The organism is Schaalia sp. 19OD2882, assembly GCF_018986735.1.
In the GTDB taxonomy this organism is placed as follows: Bacteria; Actinomycetota; Actinomycetes; order Actinomycetales; family Actinomycetaceae; genus Pauljensenia.
On record NZ_CP065521.1, the window covers coordinates 819,627 to 838,037 of the forward strand.

An 18,411-nucleotide genomic window follows, 5' to 3' on the forward strand; every position below is an offset into this window, starting at 1 on the left:
GGACACACCATGTTCAACCGTGCTCATCTTCCCCTCGCCTTTGAGATCCTCTACTACTGCCAGAAGTCGATGGAGTACGGACTCAACTTCAACACCCAGGGCAACATCTCGGCGAGGATCCCCGGCACGGACCTGGTCATGGTCACCCCCTCGGACATCGAGTACGACCGGATGTCCGCCACTGACATGGTCATCGTCGACATGGACGGCGCGGTCCACTCCGGCTCGCACGCCCCGTCCTCGGAGATCGACGTCCACCTGGCCACCTACGAGCGCCGCCCGGATGCGCAGGCGATCGTCCACGCCGAACCGGTTTTCGCCAACGCATTCGGGGTGGCCGGCACCCCGATCGCCGGGTCCATGGTGAACATGATCATCTACACCAAGGGCGAAGTGCCGATCATGCCCTTCCAGCAGTCCAACTCCCGCGAGTTCGGCGAGGCCATGTGCGATGTCATGGGTGATCTCAATGCTGTCGTGTGGGCGAACCACGGGATCCTCACCGTGGGCCCCGACCTGCGCACGGCCTTCAAAACCGCCGTGGCCGTCGAGTCGGCGGCGAAGATCCTGTGGGCGGCCAAGGCGATCTCCAGTGACCTGAGCCTGCTCTCCTACGACGAGCTGGGGTTGGACCATGCCCTCTGAGTTCTTGCGCCCCATGTCCGACCTGCTGGTCGAGGCCGAGCGGGGCGGTTACGCGGTGGGTGCCTTCAACTGCTCGACACTGGAGCAGGTGGCGGCCGTGGTCGAGGTGGCGAACCGGGAACACAGCCCGGTCATCGTCCAGATGATCGCCGGAGTGGGAACCCTGCCGGATGCGATCATGTGGCCGCTGGCCCGCTCCGTCGTGGAGGCCACGGCGCAGGTGCCGGTGGCCCTGCACCTGGACCACGGGCGCACCTACGAGGACTGCGCCCGCGCCATCGACTGCGGTTTCACCTCGGTCATGCGTGACGCCTCCAGGGACGAGGCCGGTCGAACGCCCTTGAGCCTGGAGGACAACATCGCCGAGACCCTCCGCGTGGTCACCTTGGCCGCAGGGGCAGGGGTGTCGGTCGAAGGCGAGGTCGGCACGGTCGGCGGCGGGGGAGAAGGCGCCGGCATGCGCGGGGCCTTCGACTTCGAGACGACGAGCGTCGAGGACGCTGTCCACTTCGCCCGCACCACCGGTGTGGATGCCATGGCCCTGGCCGTGGGCACCAGCCACGGAGCGGTCAAGTTCCCCGTGGGCGCCCAACCGGAGCTGCGTTTCGACCTCATCGAGCAGGTCCACCGGGCGCTGCCGGAGGTGGCCCTGGTGCTCCACGGCAGTTCGACCTGCCCGCACGAGGACGTGGCCCGCGTCAACGCCCATGGCGGGCGGGTATCGCCCTCGTCAGGGATCACCGCCGAGGACAAGCGTCGGGCGGTCGCCTTGGGGATGCGCAAGATCAACCAGGGCACCGACTCGAATTTGGCGTGGACCGGCGCCACCCGCGCGTGGATGGGTGCCCATCGGGACCAGGTCGACCCGTGGGAGGTCACGAGGGCGGGAATGGAGGCCATGCAGGTCGCGGTCGCGCGCGCAATGGAGGTCTTCGGTTCGACCAATCGGGTCTGAGGACCGGCAGGTCGAGTGCGGGCGTCGGGGCCCGGCGAGGTCGGCCGGGCCCCGTTCGCCACGGGCGGAGAGACCCGAGGCGCCCAGAGGTGGCGTTTGTCGGGCGTACATGATTCAGTTCTCACTGAGGGTGCCGTGCGTGCGCCCGAAGTGGAGGACACCATGAGCAACCCGGTCTTCAACAAGCTCGAGCGAGAGTGGGCGGGCACCACTCCGGCCGGATACCCGACCATGCCCGGCTACCAGGTCGGTGCGCCCGGCGCCCAGACGCAGTACGCCCCACCCTCGCCCCACCGGGGAACCCAGCAGGGTGGGCCCATCTCCCAGTCCGCCCCGTCAGGGTGGGACCAGCAGGCGATGGAGGCCGCATGGCAGGCGCCCGCCGCCGACGCAGTGGACCGCGGCCGCATGACCTTCGACGACGTCCTGGTCAAGACGGGCCTGTCCTTCGCGCTCCTCCTGGCCGTGGGCACCGTGTCGTGGTGGGCGGCCACCATGAACTCGTCGATCCTCTTCGGTCTTGTCGCCGTCGGCTTCATCGGCGGCTTCGTCCTGGCCTTGGTCAACAGTTTCTCGCGGACCATCCGGCCCGCCCTGGTTCTGGCCTACGCGGCCTTCGAAGGCATGGCCCTGGGCGCCTTCTCGATGCTCATGGAGCACCTGTACCCGGGCATCGTCATCCAGGCGGTCCTGGCCACGCTCGCCGTCTTCGGGGTGACCCTGGTGCTGTTCACCATGGGGATCGTGCGCAACTCGCCCAAGTTGGCCAAGATCGCCCTGATCGGCTTGGTGGGATTGTTGGTCTACCGCCTGGTCAACATGCTGTTGGTGGCCTTCGGCGTCATCGGCACCTCCTTCTCGAACACGACGATCTCGATCCTGGGTCTGCAGGTCGAGGTCGGTGTGCTGGTCGGCCTCATCGCCGTGGGCATCGGCACCCTGTGCCTCATCCAGGACTTCGACCAGGCCAAGGTCGGCATCCAGATGGGCGCCCCCTCCCGCTACGCGTGGGCCTGCGCATTCGGCCTCATGGTCACCATCGTGTGGATGTACCTGGAGATCCTGCAGCTGCTGGCCAGACTGCGCGACTGACCCTCGATCGACTCCGGCGGCACCCGCTTCGACTGGGAGCCGCCCTCACCCGGGCGCCTGCGTGCGCCACCCCCGTCGAAAGGACCCCCCGTGGAGAACATCACCGTCACCGGCGACTTCGGTCGCAAGCCCGTCCTCACCTTCGATTCGACCGAGCCCTCGCCTGAGCTGCTGGTCGAAGTCCTGCACGAGGGTGAGGGCCAGGTGGTCGAAGCCGGCGACGAGATCCACTGCCACTACTTGGGGCAGGTGTGGAACGGCAAGGTCTTCGACAACTCCTACGACCGCGGCGGCGCCCTGACTTTCCAGATCGGCGTCGGAATGGTCATCCGCGGCTGGGACGAGGGCCTGGTCGGACACCGTGTGGGCTCACGTGTCCTGCTGTCCATCCCTTCCGAGTACGGCTACGGTCAGCGCGGCGTTCCCCAGGCGGGGATTCGAGGCGGGGACACCCTGGTCTTCGTCACCGACATCCTCGGCGTCGCCTGATCCCACCGGCACCACTCAGAACCCCTGCACCGTGTGTGCGGGGGTTCTGTCGCATCCAGGGTGGGGCCCGGCGAAGGTCGCTCGCACTCAGTCGGCGAGCAATCTCACAGATCCGATGGGCGCAGTGACAGCGAATCCCACGAAGAAACACCCGAGGATCCTGCCCGCAACGACCAGGACGACCCGCTTGGCGAGGACGGGGAGTTGCTGCGGGGCATCCGCACGGTCCAGGTCCTGCCCACGAGGCGCCCGGCCTTCGTCCTGGTCGCGCTGACGTGGGCGCCCGCGGCTACTCTTGGGTGAACGCCGACGCGAGGAGGACACATGAGCGCAGAGAACTCACGCCAGTGGTGGGGGTTTGCCGACCTGCTCGACCGCATCGTCACGCAACGCCCGGAGCGGCGCAAGGTGGATGAGCGCGGTCCCGCCATCGAATTCCACGCCAGTGAGTCCCTGCGCGACGAATCCGCACAGTCCGCTGTCCCGTGGTCGCTGCGTGTGGCGGCCGCCATGTCCTGGCGGGCGATCGTCGTCGCTGCGGCCGCCGCGGGCCTGGCGTGGATCGCCGTGCAACTGTCCTTCATCCTGCTTCCCCTGGCCATCGCCTTGCTCCTTGCGGTGCTGATCTCGCCCATGGTCGAGTGGATGCATCGGCGGCTCCGCTTCCCGCGGGCGTTGGCGGCCGCCCTGGGACTGGTCATCACCCTGGCCGTCGTCGTGGCCACACTGTCCGGAGCGGGCACGGAGATCGCCCTTCAGGTCCCGGACCTCATCAGGCAGGCGAACCTCGGTCTGACCGAGGCCATCGAGTGGATCAAGAGTCTGCCCCTGAACATCGACACCTCGGCGCTGGACCACATCCAGCGAACCGTCCAGGTCGAGGTGACCGCTTGGCTGCAGAAGAACTCCCAGACCGTGGCCTCCGGTGCCCTGTCGGTGACCAGCTCCGTCATCAGTTTGCTCTCCGGACTGGCCATGACCCTGTTCTGCCTGTTCTTCCTGCTCAAGGACGGGCGCCGCATCTGGATCTGGGTGGTGCGCATGCTCCCCGAACCGGCGCGGGTGCCCGTCCACGAGTCGGCGATCCGCGGGTGGGTGACCCTGGGCGCTTACGTGCGCGGCCAGATCCAGGTGGCCGCAATCGACGCGGTCTCCATCGGCATCGGTGCCGCATTCCTCGGCATCCCCATGGCCGTGCCGATCACCGTCGTCGTCTTCTTCGGTTCCTTCGTGCCGATCGTGGGTGCGCTGGTGTCCGGGTCCATCGCGGTCCTGGTGGCGCTGGTCAGCAAGGGCCTGACCGCGGGCGTCATCATGTTGGTCGTCATCTTGGTGGTCCAACAGGTCGAAGGAAACCTGCTGCAGCCCTTCATCATGTCCAACGCCGTGTCACTGCACCCCATGGCCGTGCTGCTGGTGGTCGCCGGATGCGGCGCCGTGGCCGGTATTCCCGGTGCGGTCTTCGGCGTGCCGGTGGCCGCCTTCCTCAACGCCACCATGTTGTACCTGCACGGTTACGACCCGGTGCCCGAACTGGCCACGAAGAAGGACCGACCCGGTGGGGCGCCCGGGCACCTGGCGGAGATGATCCGCTCCTCCTACAAGCGTGAGGGCGCCGCCCCGGTCGTCATGGTGGCCGAAGCCCCGCTGGATGCCAATGGGGACGGAGTCGTCGACGAAGAGGAGGCCGCTGCCGCCCAGGAGCGCGCCCGTCTCAAGGCAGCGGAGGAAGCCGAAGGCGCGCGCCCGCTCGTAGGCGAGGGCGTGGCGCCCGACTCCCCGGCCGAACCCGACCAGTCGGGTGGCCGAGTCAACTGAGGGAGTGTCCGGCACGGACACGAATGGGAGCCCCGAACGCAAGGCGTGAAGGTCGGGGCGGGGAGCTCTCAGCCCTTGAAGGGGGTGGCGGAGATGATCTCCACCTCGATGGTCTTGCCGTTGGGGGCCTCGTAGCTGACGGTCTCGCCTGCGCGTGCCCCGTTGACGGCGGCACCCAAGGGGGCCTGGGTCGAAAAGACCTGCACGCCGAGGTCGCCGCCGGCGTCACGTGATCCCAGCAGGAACTCCATCTCCCGCCCGGCGACCCGCGCCTTGACCACCATTCCGGCTTCGACCACACCGTCATCGGCGGGGGTCTCACCCACCTCGGCGTTCTCTAGCATCTCCTGCAGGGTCTGGATGCGGGTCTCGTTCAGGGACTGCTCATTGCGGGCCGCGTGGTAGCCGCCGTTCTCACGCAGGTCGCCTTCCTGGCGGGCGGCGTCGATGAGTTTGGCAATGTGGGGGCGCGTGACCTCGACCCGTTCGGTCAGCTCGGCCTGCAGCGCGTCGTACTGGGCCTGGGTCAGCCACTGGGTGTCGGCCATGGGAACCTCCGGAAAATGAGAGCCGGCACCGTGGTGGTGCCGGCAGATGGACTCACTCAACTAGAGCAAGTGTGCCACTGATCCGGCTCCGTGCAGGAAATGAGGGTGGGTGCCGGAGTGCCGCCGGGGCTCACGAAGGGCGTCAGCCCCGCCCTCGCCCCCTCAGGCCGCTCCGAGGACCGCCAAGTAGACGGCGACGCAGTGGCAGGTCCACGCGGCCACCGTGCACGCATGGAAGATCTCGTGGAAGCCGAACCACGTGGGCGACGGGTTCGGACGCTTCAAGGCGTAGATGACGGCGCCGGCCGTGTACAGCAGGCCGCCCGCGAAGATCAGAAGGACGACGGCTGGGCCGCCCGCCGCCCACAACTGTGGCAGGTAGGCGATGGCCACCCATCCCAGCACGACGTACACCAATGTCAGCAACCAGCGTGGGGCGTTCAACCAGAACAGGTTGAACAGGATGCCCGCCAAGGCGCCGCACCACACGATCAGCAGGATCACCATGGCGTCGTGAGAGGACAGCAGGGCAAGACACAAAGGGGTGTAGGTCCCGGCGATGAGCAGGAAGATGTTCGAGTGGTCCAAGCGCCTCCAGAAGTTCTCCCACTTCGGCGCCCAGTAGAAGCGGTGGTAGGCGGCCGACACACCGAAGAGCACCAGTGAGGCGACCAAGTACACTGCGGCCCCCCACTTCGTGGCAGTGGTCGGGGCAAGGACGGTCAGGACGATTGAGGCGGCAAGCGACAAGGGGGCGGTGACCAGGTGAATCCACCCGCGAAGATGCGGCTTGATCGCGACGAGCTGGTCGGGGATCCACTGAGTCGGCTTGAGCGAAGCGATCTTCATGCTCATTCCACCACTCCCTCGAGGGTCCACCGGGCGTTCCGGGGGACTTGGGACCAAGGGGACAGCGCCCGGCGGGCGTTCGAACCCCTTGCCCTACGCAACCGTAGGTTACTACACCGTAGGGTGGGTGTCCCGGTACCGAGGGCGACCTGCACCCGTCGCTCAGGGGTACCCTGATCGCAGTGGACACTGCCGCACGTCCTGGCACGTCATGAACCATGCGTGGCGTGCTCCGGTCGCGACAGAGGCCCCGCCCACACGACACGCACGCCAGTGACCGCACGCGAGACCCCCACACCCGAGGAGGCCCGAAGTGGCGCAGTGGAACCTGCTCTACGACCTCTACGAACGCCGTGTCATGCGCTCGCTGCGCCGCGAGTCCATCCCGCGCCACATCGGCGTCATACTGGACGGCAACCGCCGCTGGGCCAAGGCCACGGGCGCCACCACCTCCCAGGGGCACCGTGCGGGCGCCGGCCGGATCGCCGAGTTCCTCGGGTGGGCCGACGAGGTCGGTGTCGAGATCGTCACCCTGTGGATGCTCTCCACCGACAACCTGTCGCGCTCGTCGAAGGAGCTGGAGGAGTTGCTCGGCATCATCTGTGCCGCAGTGGCCTCGCTGGCGCAGCAGGGCCCGTGGCGGCTGCGGCTGGTCGGTGACATGAGTCTGCTTCCCGACAACGTCGCCCAGGACCTGCGGATGTCCGTGGACTCCACCTCCCAGAGCGCGGGCATGACAGTGAACATCGCCGTCGGTTACGGCGGGCGGCACGAGATCACCAACGCCGTGCGCGCCCTGATCCGCTCGGCAGGCGAGCAGGGGCGCAGCCTGGAAGAGCTGGCCGACACCCTCAGCGACGCCGACATCGGCGCCCACCTGTACACCAAGGACCAGCCCGACCCTGACCTGGTCATTCGCACCTCCGGCGAGCAACGCCTGTCGGGCTTCATGCTCTGGCAGTCGGCGCACTCCGAGTTCTACTTCTGCGAGACCTACTGGCCCGACTTCCGCAGGGTCGACTTCCTGCGGGCGCTGCGTGCCTACGCCCAGCGTGAGCGACGCATGGGGCGTTGAGGTCGAACGCGGCAGTCTCAGCCTTCGAGCTCGTCCGCCCACGGCGGATTCGCGCCCGAGCGCGACACCGTGACATCGGCAACCCGGTCGGCCCGCGCAAGGATGGCTGCGACCTCGTCCCGACTGATGGAGGCAAGACGCTCGCGGCCCTCGGCGCCGAGCAGGCCCAGCTCCCACAGGGCGTCCAGGATGCCGCCCATGAACGAATCACCGGCCCCCACCGTGTCCACGACAACAACGTCCCCGGGCACGGACTCCAGGCGAACACCCGATGCGGACACGGCCAACGCGCCCTTCTTGCCGCGGGTGACCACGATCAACTTCGGGCCGAGTTCCAGCCAAGCGGCCACGACCTCGTCCATGTCGCGCCCGCCGGTCAACCACTCGATGTCCTCGTCGGAGACCTTGACCACGTCGGCCTGGGCGACGCAACGCTCCACCTTGGCCAGTGCCTGTTCGGGCGTGCCCATGAGGCTCGGGCGTGCATTGGGGTCGTAGGTGACCAACGCGTGGGCGCGTGCGCGCTGCAACGCGTCGAGAACCGCGTCGCAGCCGGGTGTGGTCGTCGCCGAGATCGACCCGGCATGCACGATTCGAGCGGCTTCGCCCACTGCGATGGGCGCAGTGGGGCTCCAGTCGAAGTCGAAGGTGTAGGTGGCCGCGCCACGCTGGTCCAAGGAGGCCAAGGCGGTCGACGTGTGATGGGCGCCGTGCGACTCGGCGGTGATGTGCACGCGAGAGGCGGAAAAGTGCGCATCGATCGCGTGCCCGCGCAGGTCGTCACCGATCCACGTCTGCAGGACGACCGTGCGCCCCAATCGCCCCAGGGTCATTGCGACATTAGCAGGGGAACCACCCGGGTACTCGGCGGCAGGCTCACTGGCACCGAAGGGCTGGACGATGTCCATGAGCGTTTCGCCGATCGCGAGGACGTGGGGCGTGGTGGCGAGGTCCATCGGAGTTCCTCCTGAGGGGGTGCGGGCTTGCGGGAACACGCGGTTTCGCAGGTCAGTCTAACGGCCTGCGCGCCTCAGTTGGTGGCCTCGGACACACTGGATTGCGCCTGGGTGCGATCCAGGCGTGCGCGAGCATCCTCCAGCACCGTGCGGCAGCGCCCCGCCAGAGCCTCGCCGCGTTCCCACAGCTCCATCGTGGCTTCCAATGGCGCCTGTCCGCCTTCGAGCTGGCGGACGATGGCCACCAGCTCGTCGCGGGCCTCCTCATAGCTGAGGGCCTGGGGATCGGGACGTTCTTGTCTGGTCATGAGCTTCTCCGGGGTCGTCAGGGGTGGGGGCGGGGCTGGGGCTGGTCAGGGGGCCGGTGGCTTCGTCGCACCGACGACTTGGGCGACCAGGCGCCCTCGTGCCAGAACGCCTTCCAACAGGTCCCCCTTCTTGACCTCCTCGGCGCTGCGCACCAAAGCCCCCGAGGGAGTGCGCAGCAGCGAGTATCCCCGCTCCAAGGTGGCCTGGGGTGACAGCGCCTTCAGGGTGGTACTGGCATGCGCCAGAAGCGCACCCTCACGCTCCAGTGTCCGCTCCACTGCGCGGCGCAGGCTCGCCATGTGTGCATCCAGCACGCTGAAGTGGCCCTCCAGCACCGCCGAGGGCTGGAGCAACACCGGGCGCGAGGTGAGCAATTCCAGTGCATGCTCCTCCTGGGCAAGGCGGGTGGCGATGCGGGAACGCATCGACTGCGTCGCCCTCGTCAATCCCTCCAACTCCTGGGCCAGGTCAGGTACCACACGACGTGCGGCATCTGTGGGAGTCGAAGCGCGGTGGTCGGCCACCAGGTCCAGCAAGGGTGCGTCGGATTCGTGCCCGATCGCCGAGACCACGGGGGTTCGGGCCGCTGCCACCACACGCACCATGCGTTCGTCGGAGAACGGCAGCAGATCCTCCACGGCACCGCCACCACGGGTGACGACGATGACGTCTACGCCGCTCATCGCATCAAGTTCCTCGACGGCCCCGCAGACCTGCGGCACGGCGGCGTTGCCCTGCACGGCGACCTCACGCACCTCGAAGCGCACGCCCGGCCAACGCGCAGCCGCGTTGACCATGACGTCCTCCTTCGCCTTCGCATTGCGGCCACACACCAGTCCGACGATTCGCGGCAGGAAGGGCAGGGGCTTCTTCCGGTCCTCGTCGAAGATGCCTTCCGCGGCAAGGCGCCGACGGAGCTCCTCGACACGTGCCAGCAGGTCGCCGATGCCCTGCAGGTGAATCTCCTTGGCACGCAGGTCAAGAGAACCCGTACGTTCCCAGAAGTTCGGCTTAATGCGGGCCACGACACGTGCACCCTCTTCGAAGCCGGGGCCCACCGCCTCCATGACCCCGGCGAAGGTCGACACGCGCATCGACATGTCGGCCTGCAGGTCGCGCAGGACGAAGTAGGCCATCTTCGTGCCGGGCCTCGGGCGGTATTCGACCACCTGACCTTCGACCCACATCTCCGACATCCGGTCGACGTAACGGCGGATGTTCTCCGCCAACAGGCGCAACGGCCACGGGTTCTCGCGGGTGGTGTCGGCGGCTTTGGCGGCCAAGGGCTGCGGGTTGCCGGCGGGTGAAGTCTGGGGCACGGTCCAAGGATGGCACACACGGGCTTGGCCGCTGGAGGCGGGGCCTGTCGGGCGCCTCCGGGCGACATGCACCTACCGCCCCTGGATTCCGCACCGGTTCCGCCTGCTGCCCCCTCGATACCGCACACAATGCGCGGCCGGCACCGCCGGGTCGCCGAACGAATGCGCTGGTCAGCACGATTCAGGTTTGTTTCACCAGCACCTGTGGGTCCGCATTGTGTGCGGAATCGGGGTGGTCGAAGTGCAAAGGGGGTGACGCCGGGGGAGGGGTGCCTGTGTGAGCGCTCTGACCTGCTCCTGGCCAGGGGTGCGGACCGGGTGCCCGATAGGGTTGGAGCCATGACGCTCCAGACGAACCAGCCCCTGGTTGAAACCGCCTCCGCCCCTGCTCCCACGGGCACCGGACGGGTCCTGGTGGCCGCACCACGTGGATACTGCGCAGGGGTCGATCGCGCCGTGGACGTGGTGGAGAAAGCACTGGACCTGTACGGCCCGCCCGTCTACGTGCGCAAGGAGATCGTCCACAACAAGTACGTCGTGGAGATGCTCACCAAACGTGGCGCCGTATTCGTCCAGGAAACCGACGAGGTGCCCGAAGGCGCCCATGTGGTCTTTTCCGCGCACGGCGTCTCGCCGATGGTTCGCGAAACCGCTGATGCGCACGGCCTGCACGCCATTGACGCCACTTGTCCGCTGGTGACGAAGGTGCATCGCGAGGCAGTGCGATTCGCCAACGAGGACTACGACATCGTCCTGGTCGGACACGAAGGCCATGAAGAGGTCGAAGGCACCTACGGTGAGGCGCCCGAACACATCCAGGTCGTCGGTACCCCCGACGAGGTCTCCAAGGTCCAGGTGCGTGACCCCGAGCGCGTCGTCTGGCTCTCGCAGACCACCTTGTCCGTCGACGAGACCAACCAGACCGTCGACCGCCTGCGCCAGCGCTTCCCTTTGCTGGTCAATCCGCCTTCCGATGACATCTGCTACGCGACCCAGAACCGTCAGATCGCTGTGAAGTCCATTGCGCCACAGGTCGATGTCATGGTGGTCGTCGGCTCGGCGAACTCGTCGAACTCCGTGCGCCTGGTCGAGGTGGCCCTGGAGGCCGGGGCTGGTGCCGCACATCGTGTCGACAAGGCCGACGAGTTGCAGGTCGAATGGTTCGACGGGGCGTCGACGGTCGGCTTGACCTCGGGGGCTTCGGTGCCCGAGATCCTTGTGCGAGAGGTTGTCGATTGGTTGGGCGAGCATGGCTTCCCGAATGTCGAAGAGGTGCGTACCGAGACCGAAACGACGACCTTTGCACTGCCGAGGAACCTGCGCGCGGCCCTCAAGGAGCACGGAATGGTCGACCAGCGCCCGCATGCCAGGCGCCAGGCCGGGCCTGACCACACGAGCTGAGGACCCACACTGTGCCGACGATGGCGTTCTTGACTGCCATTCGTGGATCAGCAGTCAATGACGCCTCTGATACGTCAAGAACGACGGGCTATTTTTCGCCTTTGACGTCAGATCCGTCGCAGAAGACCGCCGCTCATCTGTCGGCGACCAGCAGTGCCCAGATCTGGCGCGCCTGAACACTGAGTTGGACCTCGCGCCCGGTCACGCGTTCGATCCGCTGGATGATCCTGGCCCGCAGGGCCGCCAAGTCCGAGAAGTCCACCCAGCCGACACGGATGACGGTCCAACCTGCTTCCTCCAGGTCGCGCTGACGGGCCAGCAGAGCATGTTGGGCGCGGCGGAACTGCTCCGGGTCGGAGCCCATCTTGAGCACGCCGTCGAACTCGAAGGCGATCTTCAGAATGGACATGGCCAAGTCCAGGAAGTACAGACGCCCATTTGCTACGACCTTCACCTGGGTTTCGACCAGCTCTGGGGCCATCGACAGCAGCAGCGCGAGCAGGACCCTTTCTCCCACGCTTTCGCCGCCGGCATCGGCGTGTGTGAGGACAAGGCGAGCCCGTGCGACTCCTCGCCTGTGCCCCAGAGCCTCGACCATCGCGATCAAGCGATGCCTGACCCGTGTTTCGGCGAGCCGGGAAGACTCCTGTTCGAAACGGTTGAAGCCGCTGAGGTGTCGCAGGACCGAACTGGCTGCCACCATCGCGTGCAGGAACGGGCGCATCATTGCCATTCGCACCGCGCATTCTGCGGGATCGTCCACCCAGACTCCTGCAGCCTGCACCGGCGCCGTCGACAGCGCAGGAGAAGTCCAACGGGCCCTCACCGAGGCAACCAGGTGGGGTCCGATGGCCACCGGTGGCAGGATGCGCGCATTGCGCCGAGTCGCCGTGTGGAAGGTGACATCCGGGTTGCTGTCAAGAGTCGGCAGTCCGTGAAGCCGCAATGCGGATTCGAGCGAGAAGACCGGAGGGCCGGCGTGGGAGAGACATGTGGCCAGGATTCGCGCCCGTGCCACAAGGTCATTGGCCTGCCAGGGCCGCAGGTCGGAGGCATCGGGCGGATTCGGAATGGCGAAGCCGTGCCGGATGAGCACCAGATCGTGTCCTCGGCGCTGAGTCTCGTGGCGTCCGCGCAAAGGCACCAAGCCTGCAAGTGAGAGTTCCATGTGCCGACTTTTGACGGCGCGCAATGCGGCGTTCAAGGAGCCCGCCCTCGTCCTGTGAAAAGGCGGAAACGCCCGGGGCCACCTGTGGACGAAGGGGGCCGGCACCGGGGCTGTGGATCCGGGACGAGGACGAGGACGAGGCGGGGCCGGCGCGGTGGCGCGGATGCGCGACGACGAGGGCGGGGACGGGCTCGCCTAGAATGGCAGGCGTGTCTCTCACCATCGGAATCGCCGGACTGCCCAATGTCGGCAAGTCGACCCTGTTCAACGCGTTGACGCGCGCCACCGTGCTGGCTGCCAACTACCCTTTCGCGACGATCGAGCCGAATGTCGGTGTGGTGCCGCTGCCGGACCCGCGCCTTGACACGCTGGCCGAGATCTTCCACTCGGAGAGGAAGTTGCACGCGACCGTGTCCTTCGTCGACATTGCCGGAATCGTGCGCGGCGCCAGCGAGGGTGAGGGGCTGGGCAACCAGTTCCTGGCGAACATTCGCGAGGCCGATGCGATCTGCCAGGTGACTCGCGCTTTCGAGGACCCGGATGTCGTGCACGTCGACGGGCGGGTCGACCCGGCTGAGGACATCGAAACGATCTCGACCGAGCTGATCCTGGCTGACATGCAGACCTTGGAAAAGGCCATCCCGCGCCTGGAGAAGGAGGTGCGCGGCAAGAAGACGGAGCCGATCGTGCTGGAGACGGCGCGCGAGGCGTTGGCGTTGCTGGAGAAGGGGCATCTGCTTTCCGGTCCCGAGGGCGCCAAGCTGGACCAGGACGCGGTCAAGTCCTTCCAGCTGATGACCTCCAAACCATTCATCTACGTGTTCAACATGGATGCAGCAGGTTTGGCTGACGAGGCCAAGCAGGCGGAGTTGCGCGCGCTGGTGGCTCCCGCGGAGGCGATCTTCCTGGATGCCCAATTCGAGTCCGAGCTGGTCGAATTGGACGAGGACGATGCTCGCGAGATGTTGGAGGACTCCGGCCAGGAAGAGTCCGGGCTGGACAAGTTGGCGCGCGTCGGCTTCGACACCCTTGGCTTGCAGACCTACTTGACGGCCGGCCCGAAGGAGGCGCGCGCGTGGACGATCCACAAGGGTGACACCGCTCCGGTGGCTGCCGGTGTCATCCACACGGACTTCCAGAAGGGCTTCATCAAGGCCGAGATCGTCTCATTCGACGACTTGGTCCACTACGGCTCCGTGGCCGAGGCGCGCGCGGCCGGCCGCGCGCGCATGGAAGGCAAGGACTACGTCATGGCCGACGGGGACGTGGTGGAGTTCCGTACGGGGCTCACGTCTGGGAGGAAGAAGTGAGGTGTCGCGCTTGTGGGCAGCCTACTGAGTCGCAGCAGAAGTTCTGTGGGGAATGTGGAGCTATGCTGGCTGGCGTTTCTGGGCACTCCGTGATTGCTGGAAGCGGGGATGTCTACGGCGGCATTTTCCAAGCCGGGCGTGACGTGGTGCTCAATGCCGCGCCAAGCGCTCCGCCATCGGCCACATATGAGGCAGTTCCGAAGTGGCGCAGTCCTTTCACTCAAGGAGTCCTTTCATGGCTGGGTCTGGTATTGGGGTTGGTAGGGGTTTTCCCGCTCTGGAAGGTGTTGCGACCCGTTTTTCAACTGTTCAGAATGGGGCTTGATCTATCAGAGCCAAGGGGTGGGCAGCATTGGTGGTTTTGGGTCTTCATCGCTATATTCCTGATGTTTGTCTCGGTCATGTCGCTTCGTCGATTGACGAAATTCCAGTTGCGGCGGCCACTCTTTCTGGGATGGGCGTTGAGCGGTGTGGGGCGTCGTATCACGCTGGAGAAGATTCGGACAGGGGCTTGCCCTCAGTGCGGTGGGAAGATGCGCTACTACAACAAGCCGACAGAGTGGACAGACTCTGTCGATGCGAACGGTAAGAGGCGGCGCGAGGTAACAGAGCGTGTTCCTGCTCTTGAGTGCGGGCGGAATCCCAAGCACTGGTATGAGGTTGATCCGGCCGAGAATGCTGAGGCATGACCAGCGGGATGAGGCGCCAGCCGGAACGGCGTCGAGTCCGTACAGGGCTGACGTCTGGTGGGAAGAAATAGTAACTTTTGGAGAGCGATGAAAAAAGGTCCTCTGAATCTCGATGAAGCCGTCGAGTGGCGTGGCCTGTGGTGGCTGCCGGACGACCCTGACAAGAAGGTCCCAGGATTCCTGCGGTACGACGGTGAGGGCAACATCTCGCTCTCGCTGATCGGTGCATTTGAGGACGACATCACTTCTAATCTCGCCTCCGGGGGGGACGGTGTACCACGGGGGTAGCAGGACGTGGGATGTCATCCACGGCATGGCCGAGCAATGTGAAGTTACTCTTCTGGTCTGCGACTCCCTCCATAGCAAGCGAGCCATATTCCCACAGGACGGGAGCCCCGATACGCAGACGGTGATGGCTATGATGGTGATCATCGGCAAACATGTCAGCGGAGAAGAGGGCGAAGCGTTCGCGGCGGCCGAGGTCTCAGTCGAAGATTTGAACCTGTGGGCTACATCGTCCAGCTTCGGGGCTTCCTTCGGCATTTCCGAGGACAAGATCGACGGGACTGGGAGCATCTTGGTGAAACCCGTCGAGGTGCAGGCGGTGACAGTCGATGGCGCAGAGTACCACCTCATGCACACTAACACTTGGTCGCCTTTTGACGGTCGCAAAGGCGGAACTGTCGCTAGCGTGCGCGACACCGTCTTCATCCGCGTGTGCCCGGCCGGGCCGTTCGCCCTGAGTGACGCGCTGAAGGCGGCGAGACTGATACGGGACCTGATCGCGCTGGCAACGCACCGCGCCGCTGGCGTGATCTGGCTCCGGTTGGAGGTTGCCGGGACCGAGTCGGTCTCGCCGGATGGTCAGCCTTTGCCGCGTCGGCGCGCCAACGTACTCTGTAACGTACTCTGTTCGCCTGCAGTGCTCGGCTCGCCTGCAGTGCTCGGCAAGCACGACGCGAAGGCTGTTGACCTCCACCACGTGTTCTTCACCTGCGAGGAGCTTCCGTTCGAGGAGATTGTGCCGCGCTGGTGCAAGGTCTATGACCGACTGCAGGCAGCGATCAACATGATCCTGGGTCTGCGCTACGCACCGGCGCTCTTCGTCGAGAACAACCTCCTGATGGCGGTGGGGGCTGCCGAGGTCTTGCACCGGAGCCTCGGTATTGATGAGAAGCCGTTCCCAGAGGAGGAGTTCACGGAGATGCGCGACGCGATGCTTGACGTGGTGCCCGAGATGCATCGCGGAAGATTGAAGGAGATGATTCGAAACGATCCGAAGCTCCGGGACCGGCTTCGCGCTCTCGCTGCTCGACCTGATCGGGACGCGATCGCGCAGCTTGTGCCAGACATTGATCATTGGGCGGGACGGACGACACAAGCCCGCAATGATCTTGCACACGAGGGCAGGACGCCCAAGCATTCCATCGACGAGTTGATCGCCATCGTCGAGGCTACGACTGCGGTCGTGATCCTCAACGTCCTGCACGAGCTTGGGCTGCCGGCAGAACGGCAGCGCCAGATCGTACGGGAGCACCCGCAGTTGCGGGCGGTCTGCCGGGAAGCGTGCGATCCAGAGCCCAACTCCTGAGTTACGCAGAGGCCGTCGTCATCTGCACATAGTCAGGCAACCTCCTGCAGGAGGTGGGTCGTCGCTCGGTCCGGCGGACTTGACGGCGTGCGATCGACGGCGGCGCTCCGGGCTGGGGTGAGGAGCCCTTCGACTGCTGGTCTGATGGCATGGCAGATGAGTTTGACCCCGAATGGATCCCGGTACTCGTCGAAGCGCCAGAGCATCTCGAGTGCGAGTGGTAGAACTGCTTCACGAATACATGCTCGCTGTTTCGGGTGATCTTTTCGCCCTTCGTAGCTCGGAGTTATGGCTTCCCCAGCCAACTTGATCTCCGCCGCCGTGTCGGTCATGAGTACGGGATTTGCCCGGCGTCGACCTTCCATACCGGCCCTCAGGGCCGCGCGCGGTGATTCTGTCGTTCCGTCTGGTGAGTCACGGTTCAGCGCTTGCGGAGAATTATAGTCTCATCTGCGCAAATACTTGGATTTGAACTGTTTCGACGGGTGCTCATGGTCATCATGTCACGCAGTGGAGTTCTGCACGGGGCTGACGTCTGAGGATGCCCCTTTTATCGTGAGCCGCGCTGGGTTTGGTGGTGGGTTTGATTCGGTGGGAGGGGGATGGATCGTGTCGGTTCTTGGGACGTACTTGCCGGGGTTGCGAGAGTGGGCGCTTGGGCTGTTTCTGGAGGCTTTGAGGGAGGGTCCCTTGCTTGTTGATGAACCGGGCTGTGATCAGGGTTGGGCGGCGGGTCGGGGTGGATCCAGACGTGCTGCGCAGATGGGTCAAGCTGGCTTGTATAGATTCTGGCCGGGCTCCTTGGTGTGACCACCACCAGCGAGTCGGCTCGTATCAAGGCGTTGGAGGCCGAGGACCGGGAGCCAAAGCGCGTCAACGGGATCTTGTTGGCGGCTTCAAGTTTCACACGCGGCGGAAACTCGACTCGCGGCTGTCATGCTGGTGGCCTTCATCGAAGAGCACAGGGTCGGATTCGGGCTCACACCGATCTGTGAGGTGTTCACCGTGCGTGGCTGCAAGATCGCCTCATCCGCTGACTCGGCGGCTCGCAAGCGTCACCCCTTGGCACGAGTGTTGTCGGATGACGTGGTATGGGAGAAGATCAAGGCCGTCCAAGCTGACCCCGCGAAGGGGGGCGCTCCTGTGTGGTGTGTCAAGCGGCGGTGGTTGGTGGTTGGGTTGGTTGTGGGTTGTAGAGGGTGGTGTTGCGGATCTTGGCGTGCAGGGTGGGGATTCGGCGGTCTGCCAGGGCGAGGATGGCTTGGTTGTGGTGTTTGCCTTGTGTTCTCTTGCGTTCGTGGCAGGCCCTGGAGACCGGGTCGGCGTGGAGGGAAGCGAAGGCTGAGAGGAACATGGCCCGTTTGAGGCGCTTGTTGCCACCATGAGAGACGTGCTCGCCGCGGAGCGATGTGCCCGAGCGGCGTGTGACGGGTGCCAGGACTGCGTAGGAGGCCAGGCGCCCGTGGTGAGGGTCTTGCCCAGGGTCTCGGCCAGGTAGGTGACGGCGGTCCTGACCCGCCCCCGGGCATTGAGGTCATGACCGGGCAAGAGAGTGTGGGCCTCCACCAGAGCCTCGACCTGGACGGCGACATCGGCTCTCTGGGTGTGCAGGGCGATGAGCTGGCGCGCCAGGTGCGGCGGGACGACACTGGCAGCGTCAGTCCCCGCGACGGTGACGCTCTGCTTGCTCAGGGACTGGACGATGGCCTGGGCCCAGGCGGCATGGCGCCAGCACCCGTTGGCCTTGAGTTTGGCATCGATCCGGACCCTACCTGCCTTCCTCAACGCCGCCGGGGTCGACCAGGTGGCGATCATCTCCAGCACGCCATCGTGCTCCAACCAAGGGCCCAGCACCCCTTCGACAGAGGGATGGATTTGGGTGCACATGGGCCTCGGATACGGTTGGAAACTTGGTTGACTTGGCGGGCCAGGTCCCGATCGAAGCCGGTGAGCACCCTCAGCGCGGCGTCCTCGTCGGTGGCATTGATGGCTCTCAGGGTGTGGGGCATGGTCCGGGCGGCCTTCGTAGACCTCGCCCAGGCGGGCCTCGTGGTTGGGCAGGGCCATGTCCAACAGCTTCTTTCGGCCCTGGGTCAAAGCCGTGGCCCAGTGCTCGGCCTGGCCGACATCGATACCGACGAAGACCTCGATGTCTCCCACCTCCATGGGCGCCTCCCTGGCGGTCAATGGCCAGTGA

General features: G+C 65.8%; 17 protein-coding genes and 1 pseudogene. 11 read left to right on the top strand and 7 right to left on the bottom strand.

Annotated elements, in window-relative coordinates; all coding sequences use genetic code 11:
* The first annotated feature begins 9 nt into the window (after positions 1–9).
* From I6B53_RS03615 to I6B53_RS03635, 5 genes are all read left to right on the top strand, one after another.
* Positions 10–645, top strand: coding sequence for a class II aldolase/adducin family protein (locus I6B53_RS03615; RefSeq protein ID WP_216764896.1), 636 nt, complete (start codon positions 10–12; stop codon positions 643–645).
* Entirely contained in the window at positions 635–1,600 is a 966-nt protein-coding gene (locus tag I6B53_RS03620; protein WP_216764897.1) for a ketose-bisphosphate aldolase, read from the top strand. The genes I6B53_RS03615 and I6B53_RS03620 overlap by 11 nt, the downstream gene beginning before the upstream one ends.
* A 162-nt stretch (positions 1,601–1,762) precedes the next feature.
* Positions 1,763–2,692, top strand: coding sequence for a Bax inhibitor-1/YccA family protein (locus I6B53_RS03625; RefSeq protein ID WP_216764898.1), 930 nt, complete (start codon positions 1,763–1,765; stop codon positions 2,690–2,692).
* Between the two features lie 90 nt (positions 2,693–2,782).
* Entirely contained in the window at positions 2,783–3,181 is a 399-nt protein-coding gene (locus I6B53_RS03630; protein WP_216764899.1) for an FKBP-type peptidyl-prolyl cis-trans isomerase, read from the top strand.
* A gap of 324 nt (positions 3,182–3,505) precedes the next feature.
* A complete protein-coding gene (locus I6B53_RS03635) occupies positions 3,506–4,999 on the top strand; it encodes an AI-2E family transporter (RefSeq protein ID WP_216764900.1) in 1,494 nt (497 codons plus the stop codon).
* Positions 5,000–5,067: 68 nt separating this feature from the next.
* Here the strand turns inward: I6B53_RS03635 and greA are convergent, their stop codons facing one another.
* Together greA and I6B53_RS03645 are read right to left on the bottom strand one after the other, a co-directional pair.
* A complete protein-coding gene (greA, locus tag I6B53_RS03640; protein WP_216764901.1) occupies positions 5,068–5,547 on the bottom strand; it encodes a transcription elongation factor GreA in 480 nt (159 codons plus the stop codon).
* 162 nt (positions 5,548–5,709) lie between these two features.
* Positions 5,710–6,396, bottom strand: a complete 687-nt coding sequence (locus tag I6B53_RS03645) for a hemolysin III family protein (RefSeq protein ID WP_216765317.1) — start codon at positions 6,394–6,396, stop codon at positions 5,710–5,712.
* Between the two features lie 313 nt (positions 6,397–6,709).
* On the opposite strand from I6B53_RS03645, the gene I6B53_RS03650 reads away from it, so the two are divergent.
* Positions 6,710–7,471, top strand: a complete 762-nt coding sequence (locus I6B53_RS03650) for an isoprenyl transferase (RefSeq protein WP_216764902.1) — start codon at positions 6,710–6,712, stop codon at positions 7,469–7,471.
* Positions 7,472–7,488: 17 nt separating this feature from the next.
* On the opposite strand, the gene I6B53_RS03655 is transcribed toward I6B53_RS03650, so the two are convergent.
* The 3 genes from I6B53_RS03655 to xseA all read right to left on the bottom strand — a co-directional run bounded on the left by I6B53_RS03655 (position 7,489) and on the right by xseA (position 10,055).
* Positions 7,489–8,427 carry a carbohydrate kinase gene (locus I6B53_RS03655; protein WP_216764903.1) on the bottom strand — a complete coding sequence of 313 codons (939 nt, stop codon included), beginning with the start codon at positions 8,425–8,427 and terminating at the stop codon, positions 7,489–7,491.
* A gap of 74 nt (positions 8,428–8,501) precedes the next feature.
* Positions 8,502–8,735: an exodeoxyribonuclease VII small subunit gene (locus tag I6B53_RS03660; RefSeq protein WP_216764904.1), complete on the bottom strand. Its 234-nt coding sequence runs from the start codon at positions 8,733–8,735 to the stop codon at positions 8,502–8,504.
* Positions 8,736–8,780: 45 nt separating this feature from the next.
* A complete protein-coding gene (gene xseA, locus I6B53_RS03665; RefSeq protein WP_253953958.1) occupies positions 8,781–10,055 on the bottom strand; it encodes an exodeoxyribonuclease VII large subunit in 1,275 nt (424 codons plus the stop codon).
* Between the two features lie 339 nt (positions 10,056–10,394).
* Between xseA and I6B53_RS03670 the strand changes: the two genes are divergently transcribed.
* The gene (locus I6B53_RS03670; RefSeq protein WP_216764906.1) at positions 10,395–11,456 is read left to right on the top strand and encodes a 4-hydroxy-3-methylbut-2-enyl diphosphate reductase; all 1,062 of its coding nucleotides are present in this window, start codon (positions 10,395–10,397) and stop codon (positions 11,454–11,456) included.
* Between the two features lie 133 nt (positions 11,457–11,589).
* On the opposite strand, the gene I6B53_RS03675 is transcribed toward I6B53_RS03670, so the two are convergent.
* Positions 11,590–12,624 (bottom strand): hypothetical protein, encoded by a 1,035-nt coding sequence (locus I6B53_RS03675; RefSeq protein ID WP_216764907.1) that lies wholly within the window; start codon positions 12,622–12,624, stop codon positions 11,590–11,592.
* A 209-nt stretch (positions 12,625–12,833) separates the two neighbouring features.
* On the opposite strand from I6B53_RS03675, the gene ychF reads away from it, so the two are divergent.
* From ychF to I6B53_RS03695, 4 genes are all read left to right on the top strand, one after another.
* Positions 12,834–13,934, top strand: a complete 1,101-nt coding sequence (gene ychF, locus I6B53_RS03680) for a redox-regulated ATPase YchF (protein WP_216764908.1) — start codon at positions 12,834–12,836, stop codon at positions 13,932–13,934.
* 62 nt (positions 13,935–13,996) lie between these two features.
* A complete protein-coding gene (locus I6B53_RS03685) occupies positions 13,997–14,623 on the top strand; it encodes a hypothetical protein (RefSeq protein WP_216764909.1) in 627 nt (208 codons plus the stop codon).
* Between the two features lie 87 nt (positions 14,624–14,710).
* Positions 14,711–14,911: a hypothetical protein gene (locus tag I6B53_RS03690; RefSeq protein WP_216764910.1), complete on the top strand. Its 201-nt coding sequence runs from the start codon at positions 14,711–14,713 to the stop codon at positions 14,909–14,911.
* 25 nt (positions 14,912–14,936) lie between these two features.
* Positions 14,937–16,214 carry a HEPN domain-containing protein gene (locus I6B53_RS03695; protein ID WP_216764911.1) on the top strand — a complete coding sequence of 426 codons (1,278 nt, stop codon included), beginning with the start codon at positions 14,937–14,939 and terminating at the stop codon, positions 16,212–16,214.
* Between the two features lie 1,153 nt (positions 16,215–17,367).
* On the opposite strand, the pseudogene I6B53_RS03700 reads toward I6B53_RS03695, so the two are convergent.
* Positions 17,368–18,380 (bottom strand): annotated as a pseudogene (locus tag I6B53_RS03700) (transposase).
* Positions 18,381–18,411 lie beyond the last annotated feature (31 nt).